We start from the raw sequence: 16,203 nt of genomic DNA on the forward strand, positions 1-16,203 counted from the left end.
AAAAGGACAGAGGGATGAATGCGATGACGGATCTTGGGCTCTATCGCCATCTCGACCAGATGGCGCCGTGGAACGACAGGCTGCAGGTGCTGGAAGTGATCGGCGTCAGCGACGAGGCGCCTGACGTCAAGACCTTCACCTTCCGCTCCGACAACCAGACCTGGTTCCGCTACAAGCCGGGCCAGTTCGTGACGCTGGAGCTGCCGACACCGGACGGGCCGCTGATGCGCACCTACACGCTGTCGTCGTCGCCGTCGCGGCCGTTCTCGATCGCGGTGACCGTGAAGGCGCAGGCCGGCAGCATAGGCACGCGATGGATGTTCGACCATCTGACGCCCGGCTCGCACGTCAAGGCCTACGGACCGGCCGGCGACTTCTCGTTGCACAGCCACCCCGCGGCCAAATATCTGTTCATCTCGGCCGGCTCCGGCGTGACGCCGATGATGTCGATGCTGCGCTGGCTGAACGACTGCGCGCCATGGACAGATGTCGGCTTCGTCAATTGCGCGCGGCGTGCGGAAGAGATCATCTTCCGCAAGGAACTTGAACTGCTCGGCGGTCATATGCCCGGCCTGTCGCTCGGCTTCATGATCGAGGAGCGCTCGAGCCGTGAAGGCTGGTACGGCCATATGGGCCGCATCGACGCGATCCGGCTGCCCTTGCTGGCGCCCGATTTCCGCGAGCGCGAAATCTTCTGCTGCGGCCCCGATCCATTCATGCGCGCCGTGCGCGGCATGCTCGATGCCGCGGGCTTTGACATGACGAAGTATCATCAGGAGAGCTTTGCCGCGCCCGCGGTGGAGGAAGTCCCGGCGCCGTTTGCCTCACCCGCTGAAGACGGCACTGCTGTCCCTGTCGAAGCCGTCACGCCGATCCGCTTCTCGCTTTCGGCGGTCGACGCCGACTGCGTCGCCGGCCAGACCGTGCTGCAGACGGCGCGCAGCTCGGGCGTGCGGATACCAGCCGCCTGCGAGTTCGGCCTGTGCGGCACCTGCAAGGTGAAGAAGGTCTCCGGCGATGTCGAGATGAGCCACAATGGCGGCATCCTCGACCATGAGATCGATGACGGTTTCATCCTTGCCTGCTGCTCGAAACCGCTGTCGGCGCTCGAAATCGAGGCCTGAGCCGGCCTGCGTCACCGCAACCGACCGCCCCGCCCGGACACGATGCCCGCGGACTTTGTCTTGCCAAAGAAAGGCCAACTGGTTAGAGGCCTTTTCAGCGGAGCTTGGCAGACCGCGAACCGGCGCGATTTCTTCCAGGGGTCTGAAAGGGGAATGGAGCGATGCAGCAACGGGTCTACGCTATAGCAAGCAAAGACATCGTTTTCGAGTCTTTCGATGGCGAGGCCGTCGTTCTCGACCTTTCGAATGGCAAATATTTCGGCTTTTCCGATTCCGGCAGCCGGGTCTGGCAGGCGCTGGCGTCGGGTGTTGATGCCCAGGCAGTGGCCAGGGCGACGGCTGGTGGCGGTACAACCATAGCGCTGGCCGACCTCGAACGCTTCATCGCACGACTGCTCGACTTCGGGCTCATCGTTCCGGCCGAGACGCCGGCGCAACCGCTTCCAGACGATCTCAAGGCTGAATTGGCCGCCACCAGCGAGCCGCTCAAGGTCGATGTCCATGACGACCTTGCCGATCTCATCATCGTCGACCCGATCCACGAGGTCGAGGAACCCCTCGGCTGGCCGGCGGTCAAACAGGCGTAGACGTTTCTCCAAGGTGAACCGGAGCATTCGCCACACCGGAGGCCGAAATAGCCAGGCCATGCCCTCGATCACGCTGCAAACCCTGCCGGATTATGCTCGCCATGTGCTGGCTGCCGCGGAAAGCGCTGCGACGGACTATCCGGTCACCGCCAAGGTTCGGCTGCCAGGGCTTTACCTGAGCGTGCATCTCGACCATGGCTCGTTGGCGGAGGCCATGGGCCATGCCTTCATACCGGCTCCGGATGATCCGTCTGCATCTGGCGACTGCGGCATTTTCGTCGTCCATCCGGGTATCGGTGGCGTCGCCGCTCCGGCGAGCTGGGGCCGTGGCGAGTACAACCATCATGCCTTTGCCAACAGGCTGGCCGAAGCTGGGCTGCGCGGCAGCTACTATCATGACCTGGATTTCTGGCAGTTCTACGATCCGCAACGCCATGTCGGGGCGCAGCTGATGGTGTCGGCCGACGCCTTTCCGCCGTGGGAGCAGGCGGCGCCGCTGCGCGCGTTCCTGCATTGGGAATATGCGGCGCGCGGCATGCGGCTGACCCATGCCGGCACGCTGGGCACTGGCGGCAAGGGCGTGCTGCTGGCCGGCTCCGGTGGGGCCGGCAAATCGGGAACCGTCGTTGCCGGCCTCATCAACGGCCTCGACAGCGTCGGAGACGACTATGTGCTGATCGACAGGACCGATCGCGTGACGGCGCGGCCGCTCTTTGCCACGCTCAAGCAGGACCCGGAAGGGTTTAGGCGGCTGACGCTGAAAGACCGGCTGAAATCCTACCAACCGCTGAACTGGCAGGGCAAACATGCCTTTCACATTAACGAGATTGCCCCCCGGCCGATCCCTGCAAGTGTGGACATTGTTGCGTTGATGGTGCCCCATATCAGCGGAGGAGAGAGAAGTTCGATCATGCCCATATCGCGCAAGGATGCCATGATCGCCCTGGCGCCTTCCGGCATCGTGCAGATGCCGGGCGAGCGAGAGTCAGGCTTTCGTTTTTTCAGCGAGCTCACCCGCGATCTGCCATGCTACCGGCTATCGCTGGGGGCTGAGCCGCGGGAGATCGCCGGCAGGATCGCCGATTTTATAGGGCGAAGCAGTGTATGAGACTGAGCATCATCATGCCTGTCTGCAACCGCGAACTCCATGTCGTTCCGGCCCTGCGTTCGCTGCTCAGGCAACACGAGGCCGCCGATCTCGACATTATCGTCGTCGACGACGGCTCAACCGATGGCTCCGCTGACGCCGTCCGTACCCTGATGAGGGAAGCACCGTGTATCCGGCTCTTCCAGCAGGCCAATCAGGGTGTAGCCAAGGCCCGCAATGCGGGCCTGAGGCAGTTGCTGCCGCAGACCGAGTTCGTGTCGTTCCTGGACTCCGACGACATCTCGCCAGCCGGGCGGTTCAAGGCCGACCTTGCCCTGTTCGAGTTCGATCCGGCTCTCGAGCTAACCTACTCGCTGATGACCAAAGTCATTGTCATGGACGACGAGGCGCTTCAGCCGGCGCCGGGCGCCGACAGCGTCACCATGCGCGGTATCAGCCTGAGCGCGGCCATATTCCGCAAAGCGCTCATCGACCGAATTGGCACTTTCGACGAGGATTTCACGCAAAGCGAAGACACCGACTATCTGTTGCGCATCTTCGAAACCGGCCCAAGGCATGTTCTGCTCGATACCATTGCCGTCTACTACAGGCGGCATCCCGGCAATCTGACCAAGCAGAATGACGTCGCGGTGCGCGAATATCTGCGTGTGATCCTGAAATCCATGCGCCGGCGAAAGGCCGATCCATCGCTGCGCCCGGTCGAGGGGCTTTTCGAGATCGGGCGCACGGCAGAATGGTGATAGGATGAATAGGTCACAGTCCGGGATGCGTGCATGAAGCTGAGCGTGATCATGCCGGTGTATAACCGCGAACGCTATGTCGGCTCTGCGCTGCGCTCGCTGCTCAGGCAGCGCGACGCCGCCGATCTCGACATCATTGTCATCGATGACGGCTCGACCGATGGCTCTGCAGAAGTGGTGCGCTCGATTATGGACGAGAATTCGTGCATCCGCCTGTTCCGGCAGTCCAACATGGGCGTGACCCGCACGCGCAACACCGGTCTCGGCCTGCTTCTGCCGGAAACGAAATTGGTGTCTTTCCTCGATTCGGACGACATTTCGCCGGCCGGCCGCTTCAGGAACGATCTCGCCTTTTTCGAAACCGACCCCAGCCTTGACCTGACCTATTCGTGCATGACACTGGTCGATCATCTCGACGACGCGACGCTGGAGCCAGCCGCCGACAGCCATAGCATCACGGTTCGCGGCATTCATCTGTCGGCAGGAGTCTTCACGCGTCGACTTGTCGAACGGATCGGCGGCTTCGATACGGATTTCAACCAGGCCGAGGACACCGACTACCTGTTGCGCATCTTCGAAAGCGGACCGAACTACGTCATGCCTGATACAGTGGCGCTTTACTACCGGCGCCATCCCGGTAACATGACCAGGGAAGCCGATGTCCAGTCTCGTGAATTTATGCGCGCCGTCTTCAAATCGATGAAGCGCCGCGAGGCCGACCCCTCGCTGCGGCCGATCGAAGGCATCTTCGATCTCAGGCCACTCGCGGATTGGCGGTTCATGTGATGGCCAGCTACGGCGTCGTGATTCCGGCCTTCAACGCGGTCGGCACCATCGCCGAGACGCTGCGCTCGGTTGCGGCACAGACGGTCAAGCCCGACGCCATTGTCGTCGTCGATGACGGCTCGACCGACGATATTGCAGCGGTTATCGCTCCGCTAAACATACCGGTCACGCTGCTGCGCCAGGAAAACGCAGGCCCCGGCAGCGCTACCACCAGGGGCATCACCGCGCTGTCGACGCCGCTGGTCGCGACGCTCGACGCCGACGATCTGTGGCTGCCGACCAAGATTGAAAAACAGCTGGCGCATTTTGCTCGGTTTCCGGCGACGGCAGGCGTCTTTACCCATATGGACACTTTCCGCAATGACCGGCCGGACATGCCGGACGCCGCCGCTGGACCCGGCTGGTCACGCACGACGATGATGATCCGCCACGAGGTGGCCGACACCGTCGGCCCTATCATCGATCCGCAAGGTGGCCGCGGCGAGATGATCGATTGGATTGCCCGAATGCGCGAGGCAGGCTTTGTGCTGGCCATGCTCGACGAGGTCCTGGCCTTGCGCCGCATCCGGCCCGGCAGCATGTCCTACGGACGCGACCCAGTGCGTGATCGAGGCTATCTCGAAGTTGTAAGGCTGGCCATGCAAAGGCGAGCAGGAAAGAAGACGGGCGCCGAATGATGGCCAGCGATCTTCGCAGCATCGGCCGCCGGTTCCCCGACTATGGCTGGTCATGGCCGACCGGCGGGCTCGACCAGCTTTTGAAGGCAGCGCTGCTGCCCGATGAAGAGGCGGCCGGCCGCCATGCTGCGCGCTGGCTCGATGAGAACGATATCGACCACGTCGCCTTCCGCGAGCACCGGTTGCTGGCCGCGATTTCCGACAGGTTCGGCCGCAAGCTCGCCGGCCACCCGGCGCATCCACGCCTTGTCGGCTTGCAAAAAATGCTGTGGACCAAGTCGCGGCTGGCGATGCGCGAGGCCGAGCCGGCGCTGCAGGCCATGATCGATGCCGGCAGCGCGGTCATGCTGATCAAGGGCGCCAGCCGCATCGCCGTCAACGCATCCGCGCAACGCGGCCGGGTGGCGCACGACATCGATATATTGGTGCGCCCGCAAGATATGGTTGCTGCATTCGACGTGCTGCGCGACCGCGACTGGCAGATCGCCACCGGCGTCAGCCCGCAATATCTGCGCACCCGGCTGGCATCCTTGCGTTCGATGAATTTCTTCAAGGGCAGTTTCGGCGACATCGACTTGCATCAGCAGGCCTATGACGGATCGCAACAAAGCGCAGAAGACGATTTGGCGATATGGCAACGGGCGCAGTCCGCCGAGTTCAACGGCGTCAGCCTGCTTGTGCCCTCGCCCGCCGACCGCATGGCGCTCGCTATTGCGCATGGTGGCCTCGATGCCCACACCCACAGCGACTGGCTGGTCGACTGTGCGGTTGCCATCCAGAGCGGCGAAGTCGACTGGGAGGTGTTCGCCAACATCGTCGCCAGGCGCCGTCTCGCCGTCGCTGCGGCGGTGGCGCTCTCCTATCTTCGTCTGGAAATCGGCATCGAGGTGCCGCCGGCCGAATTCGCACGGACGGTGGCGCTGGCTGATCGCGCCGGCCTGTCGCGCTGGTCGTCGGTTCTGCAAGCCAAGCCGCGCACTGATTTCGGCGGCCTTGTCTGGCTGTCGCGGGGCGTTGCCAAGCAGCTGCGCCTGAAACGCAAGAAAGGTCGCCTGCAGCAGACGGCCCCCGAAGTGGTCTGGCGCGGCAGGTCGATGTCACGCAAGGCAAAGCCGGCGCTGGCGCCGTTCGCGCTTTCGCAGCCCCTTCCTCGCCCGGATAGTGCCGGGGACATGATGCTGGACGTGACCGTCAGGATCGTCGTTCCGCCAGTCCGCCGCCGCATCGAGATGGAGATTAATGTCGGCGGCAGCCATATCGCCCGCCTGCGCTCGCTGGTGATCAGCCGCGCCGGTGGCGAAAAAGTACTGCATTTTCGCGGCCGCGTCAGCCTGGAGGAAGCACGGCAGACGCTGGTGCTCGAAGCCCGGCCGTCTCGCCAGTTCCGAACCTGGGACAATGAGGCCGATGTCGCCGCCTATGGCGCGCTGCCGTTCCAGTTGATGTCGGCACGGTTTTCACCGGCCTGATAACAGTAACTGCTCAGAAACTGCTCAGACACCGTAGCGCTCGGTGCGGATGATGTCCGCTGATATGCCCGCGTCGATCAGCGCCTGGGCGGCCGCCGAGACGAAGGCGTTCGAGCCGCAGACGAAAGCGAGCGCCGGCGGCAGCGGCAGCCGCGCGAGCGCCTGCATCACCATTGCCGTGTCGATGCGCCTTGAATAGTCGGACGGGCGGTGTGCGGCCTCGCGAGTCAGCGTCAGCACCAGGTCGAAACCGTCACGGCGATCGTCGAGACCGATCAGCTCGTCGCGAAAGATCACCTCGTCCCAGATCCGCACCGAAAACATCAGCGCGACCGGCGCCACGGATTTGCGCAAGGTCCGGTGACGCACCATCGCCATCAGCGGCACCACGCCGGAGCCGCCGCCGACCAGAAGCAGCGGCCCGCCATCGCTGTCGGACCAGACAAAATGGCCGCCAAGCGGTCCGCGCAGCTCGATCTCGTCGCCGACCGCCGCCACCTCGTGGAAAAATGGCGAAACCTCGCCGTCGTCGAGCTTTTCGATCGCCAGCTCGATCGTGGCGCCGCTCTCCGGTGCCGAGGCGATGGAATAGGAGCGGCGCGCCTGGTAGCCATCAGGCGCCGTCAGCCGGACGTCGACATGCTGTCCGGCGCGGTATGCAAAAGGCCGCGACAGCGCGAAGAAGAAACTGGTGACGCGCGGAGTGCGCTTTTCGATCCGGGTGATTTTCGCCGTCTGCCAGGGAGATTGCGGCGCTTCGCTCATGGATCGCCGCTATAGCGCTGCTCGCGCCACGGATCGCCATAGATGTGATAGCCGCGCAATTCCCAGAAACCCGGCTCATCGCGTTCTGTAAATTGCAGCCCGTTCAGCCATTTGGCCGACTTCCAGAAATAGAGATGCGGCACCAGAAGCCGCGCCGGACCGCCATGGTCGGGTGTGATCGGCTTGCCTTCATAAAGCAGCGCCACCATCGCCTTGCCGGTGGTGAGATCCTTGGCCGGCACGTTGGTGGTGTAGCCGTCATATCCATGCGCCAGCAGGAAATTGGTTGGCGCTTCGATGCCGGCATCGGCGAGAATGTCGTCGACCAGAACGCCTTGCCAGGCCGTGTCGAACTTGGTCCAGGCGGTGACGCAATGGATGTCGCGCGTCATCTTGGTCAAGGGCAGCGCGTTGAACTCGGCCCAGTTCCATTTCTTGATGGGGCGCGGCCCGTGCTTGAGCGTGAACGACCAGTCCTCGGTGCGCACGCGCGGCGTCGGTCCGGCCGACAGCACCGGAAAACCCTGTTCGAGATATTGCCCGGGCGGGATGCGCGCGTCGGTCTCGGTTGGAGGCTTTCGACCGGAGGAAAAACCGCGAGTGACCATCTCAGACTATCCGTTTGCAGTAGGCCATTACCGACCTGCCGCAGTGTTCTCGAAGATGTGCTAGCGGGCAACAGGAATCTTGGGCGGCGTGGCAGGCCCGCCAGGATCACCTCGGGGGGCCTGCCGCATCGTGCTTCAGCCGGCGGCGAAGGGCACGGCGACGAAGATCTGCGCGTCGCCACGGTCGACCAGAAGCAGCACCGACTTCCGGCCCGACCTGCCCGCCTCGGCGATCGCCTGGTTGGCCTGCCTTGCGTTGCGCACCGGAGACTGGTCGACGGCGACAATGACATCGCCCGGTTGCAGGCCGGCATTGGCGGCCGCCTTGTCCGGATTGACGCGCTCGACCACGGCGCCGCGTTGGTTGGACGCCAAGTTTAGCTCCTCGCGGATATCAGGCGTAAGGTCGGTCAGGCCGAGGCCCAGCGAGGGAACGCGAAGCGCCTGGCCGGCCGAAGGCTTTTGATTGTCGTCCTCGGTCGAGGCCGACTTCACATCGTCGCTGTTGCGGCCAACATCGGCGGAGATCTGCACCGTCTTGCCGCCGCGCCAGACGTCGAGCGTTTCCTTCGCGCCGGGCGCGACATCAGCGACGGCGCGCGACAGGTCCTTGGGATCCTTGATCGGCTCGCCGGCAAAGCTGGTGATGACGTCGCCGGTCTTGATGCCGGCCTTTGCCGCCGGCGATCCTTCCGTGACCTCGGAAACCAGCGCACCGCCCGGATGATCGAGGCCGACCGCACCCGCCACATCCGGCGTCACCGGCTGGATCTGCACGCCGAGATAGCCGTACTGGATGTTGCCGCCCTTCATCAGCTTGGCGACGACCTTTTGCGCCTGGTCCGACGGAATGGCGAAGCCGACGCCGACACTGCCGCCATTGGGCGAATAGATCGCCGTGTTGATGCCGACGACATTGCCGGCGACATCGACCAGCGGGCCGCCGGAATTGCCGTGGTTGATCGGCGCGTCGATCTGGATGAAATCGTCGAACGGACCGCTGTTGAGGTCGCGGCCGCGCGCCGAAACGATGCCTGCGGTGACCGTGGTGCCGATGCCGAACGGATTGCCGATGGCGAGCACCTGATCGCCCGGCATGAGCTTGTCGGAATCGCCCCATTTGACCGTCGGCAGCGGCTTGTCCGCCTTGATCTTGAGCACCGCGAGGTCGTTCTTGGCGTCGTGGCCGACCAGCTTGGCGGGAAGCTCGGTGCCGTCGTCCAAGGTGACCTTGATCGACGTGGCGCCGTCAATGACGTGGTTGTTGGTGACGATGGTGCCGTCGGCGTCGACAATGAAGCCGGAGCCCAGCGCCTCGGCGCGCTGCGCCTGCTGTGGCGGCGTCTTCGGCATCGGGATGCCCTGGTCACCGAAGGAACTGGCGGAAATAGTCGTCGAAGGGCGAATTGCCGCCGAGCTCCTCGCTCATGTCTTGCGGCTGTGCCTTCATGACGGTGGTGACGGTCACCACCGCCGGCTTGTCGACGGCCACGATTGGGGCGAAGGAGCCGTTGGGGGCCGTTATGCCGGCGACAGGGGTCTGGGTCGTGGCAACTGTGGAGCCAGCACTTTGCGCGAAAGACGCAATGAAGGGGCTGACGATCAGCGCAGCGCCCAGCAAGGCCGCGACGCGATGTCTGCGAAGTATGTCTGACATGGTCGTTTGTCCGGGCGAGAGATGATCCGGCGCCGTGGCCGTTCCGGGAGAGAATCGGCCATCAGCGTGTCGGCGGTCGCGGTTGCCCGTCTCGCCTGGCATGGCAGCCGGCCGGATCGACAGCCCTGCATCTAGGGTACGGATCGGCCCGATTTAGGGTTTTTGCGCCACCTTACGAAGATTTAATTTCCGCTCACATTTTCGTTAGACGGCAGCGGAGCCAGCCTTCAACGGCCTTCTGTGCGTCTGAGATAAGCGGTAGCGATCTCGCGCATTCGATCGCCGTCGAAGCTCGGCCCGTGGCCGCCATGGCCGAGGCGAACAGGCAGGTCGAGCAGCCTTTGCATGGTTCGGCGATAGTCTGATCGGGACGAATCCGGCAAATCGTCGATCAGCATGGAATCGTAGATGGCGTCGCCGGCAAAGAACAGGCCGTCCGCCTCGTCGAACAGCGCGATCGAATCCGGAGAATGTCCGGGCAGGTGCAGGACACGGAATTGCCTGTCGCCGAGGTCGACGATGTCGCCTTCGTCCAGTGTGCGCGTCAACGGCGCCGGCGGAATCTTGTAATCGGCCGCAGTCCAGCCTGGCCCCGGCAATTTCGAGACCGCACCGTCGAGATTGGTGAACATGTAGGCGTAGGTCACTGTCTCGTTCATGGTCTCGAAATGCTCGGCACTGTGCCGGGGCCCGGCGCGCAGCGGAAACTCGTGCAGCGAGCCGACATGGTCGAGATGGATGTGGGTGGCCACAGCGATGAGCGGCTTGCCCTGCGGCGTATCGATCTCAGGTGCCAGTGGACAGATGCCCATGCCGGTATCGACGAGCAGGTCGGCGTCGAGTCCCCTAAAATGCCAGATGTTGGCGCGCACGAAATCATGCACGAACGGTTCGGTCAGCATCGTTGTGCTGGCATCGATGACGGTCTTGCCAAACCAGTCGCCGATCACCCGTTCCCCGCCAAAACGGTCGCCCATCAGACGAAGGGCTTCCCGACCTTGTATTTTTCCGGCACCAGGCGCTTCAAATAGGCCATGCCGGCTTCCGACAGCTGGTTGACGTCGGGCTTCATGAAATCGTCTGGCATATGGCGCGTCTTGCCGGCGACGTTCTTCAGCGGCACCTTCTTCAGCACGGTTTTGCTGCCGTCATATTGCAGCGCCACCGAGCCGCCGCCTTCCCCGGCAACGGCAACCGCGAAGGCGCCGGCATCGAAGGCCTCCTGCGCGTCGACAGCGCTGATCGCGCCGATATAGCCGCGCGGCATGTAGCCCAATGCGTCGACCCGCGCACGCTTGCCCGGCAGGCCTTCGGCGAGCGCCCGTTCGAGCGCCGCCGGCAGGTCGCTGCCCGACAGCTTGACGTTGCCATGCGCGTCGCGCTCCAACTTGTCCGGCGGCACCAGGCTTTCGACGAGCGCCTTGCCGTCGGCGGTGCTGACGCCTTCGGAGACGGCGACGATGCAGCGCTTGTGGCGGTCGAGCGAGGCGCGCACGTCGTCGATGAAGCCGGCGGCCGAGAATGGCCGCTCCGGCACGTAGACGAGATGCGGGCCGCTGTCGGGATCGAGCTGCCAGGCGGCGGCTGCGGCGGTGAGGAAGCCGGCATGCCGGCCCATGACGATGCCGACATAGATGCCGGGCAGGGCGCGGAAATCGAGATCGACGGACAGGAAGGCGCCGGCAACGAACTCGGCCGCCGAGATGAAGCCCGGCGTGTGGTCGTTCTCCTCGAGATCGTTGTCGATGGTTTTTGGCGCATGCACGAATGCGATGCTGCCGCCGGCGGCGTCGGTCAGGATCTGCTGCGTGCCCGACGTGTCGTTGCCACCGATGTAGATGAAGGCGTCGGCGCCCGCCTTCTTCAGGCCATTGAGGATGACGTCGCAATAGGCGGCATCCGGCTTGTCGCGCGTCGAGCCGAGGGCGGCGCTCGGCGTTCCGGCGATCAGCCGCAGCCGATCCTCGGGGATGGCCGACAGGTCGACATAGTTGCCGTCACGAATGCCGCGCACGCCATGGATGGAGCCCAGCACCTTGGCGCCGGGATGGCGCTTGCGGATTTCCAGCGTGGCGCCGACGACCGTCTGGTTGATGACGGCAGTCGGGCCGCCGCCCTGTGCGATGACAAACGTTCCAGCCATGCTTGATGTCTCCCGGCGCGATGGTTTTCAGGCACCTTGGCCTAGCTTGCCGCATCGCGCAACGAGAGTTTCGAGTGGCGCCAAACCGCCGCAGAAGGATCAGACGACGACGACCGGGTTCTTCTTGGAAACGCGGCTGTAGAGGTCGATGATGTCCTGGTTGATCAGGCGCACGCAGCCCGACGACATCGCCTGGCCGATGCTCGCCCATTCGGGCGAACCGTGGATGCGATAGCCGGTGTCCTTGCCGTCCTGGTAGATGTAAAGCGCACGCGCGCCGAGCGGATTGGTGAGGCCGCCGGGCTGGCCGTTTTGCCACTTCACCAGTTCCGGCTTGCGCTGGATCATTTCCGGCGGCGGCGTCCAGGTCGGCCATTCCTTGCCGTACTGGATGTTGGCGCGGCCGGACCAGCGGAAGCCGTCCTTGCCGATGCCGACGCCGTAGCGGATGGCGTCGCCGCCCTCCTGCACGAGATAGAGCTTTCGCTCCTGCAGATGGACGACAATGGTGCCTGGCGCCTCGCCGGTCTCGTTGACGACGATCTGGCGGCGGAACTCCGGCTTGACCTTCTGGTAAGGCACCGCCGGCACTTCGAAATCGCCATCGGTGAGCGCGGCATACATGACGTCAGGGCCGGTGATGTTCTTGTCGACGCTGATTGCGGGGCGGACCGGCCGCACCGAGCCGGTGACCGTGTCGTCCAGCTGCAGCTGCGGCAGTTCGAGCGTCGCGGTGCTGCAGCCGGCCATGCCGAGCAGCGCCATGGCGCCGGCGCCCGAAAGGACGAAGCGGCGGGAATAAAGATGTTCGGTTTCGACTGCGTCGCCATTCGGCGGCGTCAGATTCTGCGGCAACTCACGCATGCACCCAAACCCTACGCTGTCGGCGGGAAACACGGTCCGGCCGGATAGCAGGCAGTTTCGCCAAACATGGTTGAAAAAGGGTGAAGGTCTTCAGGCTTGCCTTAACCCTATACCCTGTATGCCAACGTCGCTGCGCGAAATGGCACGCAGCGCATTTTTGGAGATGGCTCTTTACATTCCCGCGTACCCGAGGATTTATCCTTTTCTTTGCGCTCAAGGAGACAAAGATGTCGTTCGAAAACTGGGCTGCCTTCGCCGCTGCCTCCACCGTTCTGCTCGTCATTCCCGGCCCGACCATTCTTCTGGTCGTGTCCTATGCGCTGGGCCAGGGCTGGCGTACCGCTCTGCCAATGGCGGTCGGCGTGGCGCTGGGCGACTTCACCGCCATGACATTGTCGATGCTCGGCATCGGCGCCCTGCTGGCCGCATCGGCGACTGTGTTCACCATCCTGAAGCTGATCGGTGCCTGCTATCTGATCTATCTCGGCATAAAACTGTTTCGCGCCGGCGGCGCGCTGAAAGCCGAACCGCGCACCGACGCCGTGTCGGCGGCCAAGATGATGGCGCATGCCTGGCTGGTCACTGCGCTCAACCCGAAAAGCATCACCTTCTTCGTCGCCTTCCTGCCGCAGTTCCTCAACCGCGAGGCCGATTTCTGGCCGCAGATGCTGATTTTTGAAACGACCTTCCTGGCGCTCGCCTTCGCCAATGCCTTCGGCTACGCGCTGATCGCGGCACGTGCCCGCAATGTCGTGCGCAACCCCAAGGCGATCCGCATCTTCAATCGCACCGGCGGCACGCTGCTGGTCGGCGCGGGGATTGCCACGGTGGCGATGCGTTCGGGGAATTGAGGTCTTCGACGATGCGGGTGAGGCCTACGGGCCTCACCATTTGACGCTGAAGCCGAGATTGCCTTCCAGCACACGCCGTTTGTCGCCGCCGAGATTGGTGGTGTAGTCGCCGGTGGCGAAGAGGCTGACCTTGTCGGTCACCTTGGCGACCACGCCGCCGCCGAATTCCAGCGACGTCGACTTGCCTTCCGTCGAGATATCGGTTGCGCCGAAATTGACGTCGTCAGTGCCGCCGAAGTCGTGCCAGAGATTGGCCTTGAGGTAGGGCTGCAGCGCGATGCCGTTCAGCACCGTCTCGCCCTGCAGCCGCAACCCCAGCCTGCCGCTCACTTGATCGTCGAGATCGAAGGAGACCGACGAAAAACGGTCCGCGGCGTCGTCGAGCGACAGATGCTGCCAGACCAGTTGCGCCTGCGGCTCCAATGTCCAGCCTTGCGCCAGCGCTATGGGATAGCCGCCCTCCAGGGAAGCCGTGATGCCGGTCCCATCGATGTCGATGCCGATGTCGCGCGACGAGGTTGCCGAGCCGCTGAAGAAAGTCGCCATGAGTACGCCGTCGAGATACCAGCCGCCTTGGCCGATGCGCGTCCAGTAGCCACCGACGCTGGTGCCACCAAGATCGATGCCGCCGACGGAAAGGCCGTCCTGACCCAGCGCCTGGCCGTGCACATCGCCATTCATGCTGCCATAGCCGATGAACAGGCCGGCGCGATCGACGCTGCCTGACGCGGTCTCGCGTCCGAACAGATCGAAGCCGGCCTGCAAGCCGAACAGCGTGCCATCGAACGACGGGGACACCGTTCCCGACCAGGCCATTTCGGTGTCCTGGCCGAAAATGCGGCCCCAGACCGGCGATATCTCGGTGTTCGACAGCAGGCTCTGTTCACCGCGCCGTTCATGGAAGGTGCCGAGCATGCTCATTGCCAGGTGCTCGGCCACTGGAGGCAAGGCCGAATAGACCGGCACCTCGATGCGGTAGAGCAGGATTTCCTCGCCCGGCGCCGGGGTTGGCAGAGCAGGGGAATCGGTCGGCACCGGTGGTGGCGGCGGCGGTGGGTCGGCAGGCGGCGCCAGCGGCGGGGGCGGCGGCGGTTCCGGCTCGGGGTCGCTGGCCTGCACCGGCGGTGTCGGATCGACGGGCGGGTCGTTGATGTCGCCTTCGGTCGGCACCGGCACCGGCGGCAGGTCGGACGGGGGTGGCGGCGCTTCGGTCTCGGGCGGTTCCGGCTCGGGCAGTGGCGCTGGCTCGAGTGCCGGCGGCGCGGCTGCCGGTGATGTCGGCGTGATCAGCGATGAGCGCAGATACCAGTTCTCCTCGCTACCGGCGCTGACGCCGCCCTTGAACAGGTAATATTCGAAAGCGCCGGCCGCGACCGGCGCATCGAGCGCGAAGGCGCCGTCAGCCGTTGTCGCGCCATTGATTGCCTGGATGACCATGATGCCATCGGCATTCGTTTCGGCACCCGCACCGCCGACATTGACCACCGCAATGCCGGTCGAGCCGGAGGCTGTGCCGCCCGACAAGACGAGCCTGTCCGACGCGGAAGAGTCGTCGCCCAGCTCGGTCTGGATCAGCAGCAGGCCGCCGAGGTCGGTATAGTTGCCGTTGATCGTCAGCCGGTCGGTGGCGCCGGTGCCGCCATTGGTCAGATCAATACGGCCGGCGTTGACGACATTGGCCAGCTGGCCAGCCGTGAAGGCCTGGATCGACGCGTTGAAGCCGCCGCCATAGAGCGTGCTTGCCTGGTCGACATTGAGCGTCCCGGTGCCCGTGCCGCTGTCGCCTAGCACCAGATTGCCGTCCAGCGTCAGTTCGGTGTCGTCGGTGGCGTTGATCGTTTCCCAGTTCTGGACCCTGGAGATCCCGTCCAGCGAGACATTGTCGAAGGTGAGCGTGTCGGTGCCGAGACCGCCCGATATGGCATCGGTGCCGCCGAGATTGGCGTTGGTGAGGTTGCTGAGCCTGGCGGTGTCGTTGTCGCCGCCGAGATCGACCATGCCATAGATGATGCCGCCACCATCCCAGACGAAACTGTCGGTGCCGAAACTCATCAGCACGTCGCCGCCGACCGTGCCACCGGTCACCGTTACGCTGTCGGTACCGCCGCTGACGCTGATGTTGCCGCCGATGGTGCCGCCCGAGAGAATGATCGTGTCGTTGCCGAAACCGGTGACGAGGTTGCGGTCGATGGTACCGCCGGACATGTCGAAGTAATTGTCGTCGAGCTTCATGTTGACGCGGCCGATGCGGCCTCCGGTCATCACCGCACGGTCGCCGTCATCGAAGAAGTCGACAATGCGCCCGCCGCTCATGAAGAAGGTGTCGAGTGCGTCGCCCTGGTTCAGCGAACCGATCTGGCCGCCGCTCATATTGAAATCGTCGATGCCGGCGCCTTGCTGGACATTGCCGGTGACAGTGCCGGCGCCGATGGTGAAGAAATCCGTGCCGCCGTCCTGGTCGACGCCGCCGGTAATGATGCCGGACTGCATGTCGATGCGGTCGATGCCGGTGCCGAAGGTGACGCTGCCGATGATCTGCCCGGTGCCGGCGGTGGGGAAGGTCAGCGTGTTGTCACCGCTGGTGTCGGTGAGGCTGCCGCCGGAATCGCCGCTGTCGCAGATGTAGGCGGTATTTCCGGCCGGTGGAACCAGCGCGCAGGCGGCAAAGGCCATAGAATTGGGCAGCAACGTCAGCGCCATAGTTGAGAGAATGCTAATTAAGCATGGATGCGGCTGACGCCGTTTTCGCGGCGGCAAAGCAACTGTTCCCTCCGCAGCCTGCGAACAACTGTCCGCAGGCTTGTTCTTCAGGTGCCGCATCGCG

Annotated in this window: 14 protein-coding genes and 1 pseudogene; 8 read left to right on the forward strand and 7 right to left on the reverse strand. The window is 64.1% G+C overall.

What is annotated here, in order from left to right; genetic code table 11:
- Positions 1-23 precede the first annotated feature (23 nt).
- The 7 genes from AC1DXM_RS13035 (at position 24) to AC1DXM_RS13065 (ending at position 6,491) form a co-directional block, all read left to right on the forward strand.
- Positions 24-1,124, forward strand: coding sequence for an FAD-binding oxidoreductase (locus tag AC1DXM_RS13035; protein ID WP_477233734.1), 1,101 nt, complete (start codon positions 24-26; stop codon positions 1,122-1,124).
- 161 nt (positions 1,125-1,285) lie between these two features.
- The gene (locus AC1DXM_RS13040; protein ID WP_477233417.1) at positions 1,286-1,711 is read left to right on the forward strand and encodes a PqqD family protein; all 426 of its coding nucleotides are present in this window, start codon (positions 1,286-1,288) and stop codon (positions 1,709-1,711) included.
- Between the two features lie 58 nt (positions 1,712-1,769).
- Entirely contained in the window at positions 1,770-2,819 is a 1,050-nt protein-coding gene (locus AC1DXM_RS13045; RefSeq protein WP_477233418.1) for a serine kinase, read from the forward strand.
- On the forward strand, positions 2,816-3,559 hold the full coding sequence (locus AC1DXM_RS13050; protein ID WP_477233419.1) for a glycosyltransferase family 2 protein: 744 nt from the start codon (positions 2,816-2,818) through the stop codon (positions 3,557-3,559). The genes AC1DXM_RS13045 and AC1DXM_RS13050 overlap by 4 nt, the downstream gene beginning before the upstream one ends.
- A gap of 33 nt (positions 3,560-3,592) precedes the next feature.
- Positions 3,593-4,345, forward strand: coding sequence for a glycosyltransferase family 2 protein (locus tag AC1DXM_RS13055; protein ID WP_477233420.1), 753 nt, complete (start codon positions 3,593-3,595; stop codon positions 4,343-4,345).
- Positions 4,345-5,022, forward strand: coding sequence for a glycosyltransferase family 2 protein (locus AC1DXM_RS13060; RefSeq protein WP_477233421.1), 678 nt, complete (start codon positions 4,345-4,347; stop codon positions 5,020-5,022). Before AC1DXM_RS13055 ends, AC1DXM_RS13060 begins: the two co-directional genes overlap by 1 nt.
- A complete protein-coding gene (locus tag AC1DXM_RS13065) occupies positions 5,022-6,491 on the forward strand; it encodes a nucleotidyltransferase family protein (RefSeq protein ID WP_477233422.1) in 1,470 nt (489 codons plus the stop codon). The genes AC1DXM_RS13060 and AC1DXM_RS13065 overlap by 1 nt, the downstream gene beginning before the upstream one ends.
- Before the next feature lie 24 nt (positions 6,492-6,515).
- Here AC1DXM_RS13065 and AC1DXM_RS13070 read toward each other — a convergent pair whose 3' ends face one another.
- The 6 genes and pseudogenes from AC1DXM_RS13070 to AC1DXM_RS13095 form a co-directional block, all read right to left on the reverse strand.
- Positions 6,516-7,256 carry an FAD-binding oxidoreductase gene (locus AC1DXM_RS13070; protein WP_477233423.1) on the reverse strand — a complete coding sequence of 247 codons (741 nt, stop codon included), beginning with the start codon at positions 7,254-7,256 and terminating at the stop codon, positions 6,516-6,518.
- On the reverse strand, positions 7,253-7,864 hold the full coding sequence (locus tag AC1DXM_RS13075) for a molybdopterin-dependent oxidoreductase (protein ID WP_477233424.1): 612 nt from the start codon (positions 7,862-7,864) through the stop codon (positions 7,253-7,255). Before AC1DXM_RS13075 ends, AC1DXM_RS13070 begins: the two co-directional genes overlap by 4 nt.
- Positions 7,865-7,999: 135 nt before the next feature.
- Positions 8,000-9,521, reverse strand: a pseudogene (locus tag AC1DXM_RS13080) (DegQ family serine endoprotease).
- A gap of 227 nt (positions 9,522-9,748) precedes the next feature.
- Entirely contained in the window at positions 9,749-10,498 is a 750-nt protein-coding gene (locus AC1DXM_RS13085; protein ID WP_477233425.1) for an MBL fold metallo-hydrolase, read from the reverse strand.
- Positions 10,498-11,664, reverse strand: coding sequence for a diphosphate--fructose-6-phosphate 1-phosphotransferase (locus AC1DXM_RS13090; RefSeq protein ID WP_477233426.1), 1,167 nt, complete (start codon positions 11,662-11,664; stop codon positions 10,498-10,500). Before AC1DXM_RS13090 ends, AC1DXM_RS13085 begins: the two co-directional genes overlap by 1 nt.
- Before the next feature lie 99 nt (positions 11,665-11,763).
- Entirely contained in the window at positions 11,764-12,528 is a 765-nt protein-coding gene (locus tag AC1DXM_RS13095) for a L,D-transpeptidase (protein ID WP_477233427.1), read from the reverse strand.
- Between the two features lie 227 nt (positions 12,529-12,755).
- Here AC1DXM_RS13095 and AC1DXM_RS13100 point away from each other — a divergent pair, with 227 nt between their 5' ends.
- Positions 12,756-13,379, forward strand: coding sequence for a LysE family translocator (locus AC1DXM_RS13100; protein WP_477233428.1), 624 nt, complete (start codon positions 12,756-12,758; stop codon positions 13,377-13,379).
- Between the two features lie 33 nt (positions 13,380-13,412).
- On the opposite strand, the gene AC1DXM_RS13105 is transcribed toward AC1DXM_RS13100, so the two are convergent.
- A complete protein-coding gene (locus AC1DXM_RS13105) occupies positions 13,413-16,079 on the reverse strand; it encodes an autotransporter family protein (protein ID WP_477233429.1) in 2,667 nt (888 codons plus the stop codon).
- Between the last annotated feature and the right edge of the window lie 124 nt (positions 16,080-16,203).

This window comes from Mesorhizobium sp. P3_A2, from assembly GCF_056403115.1.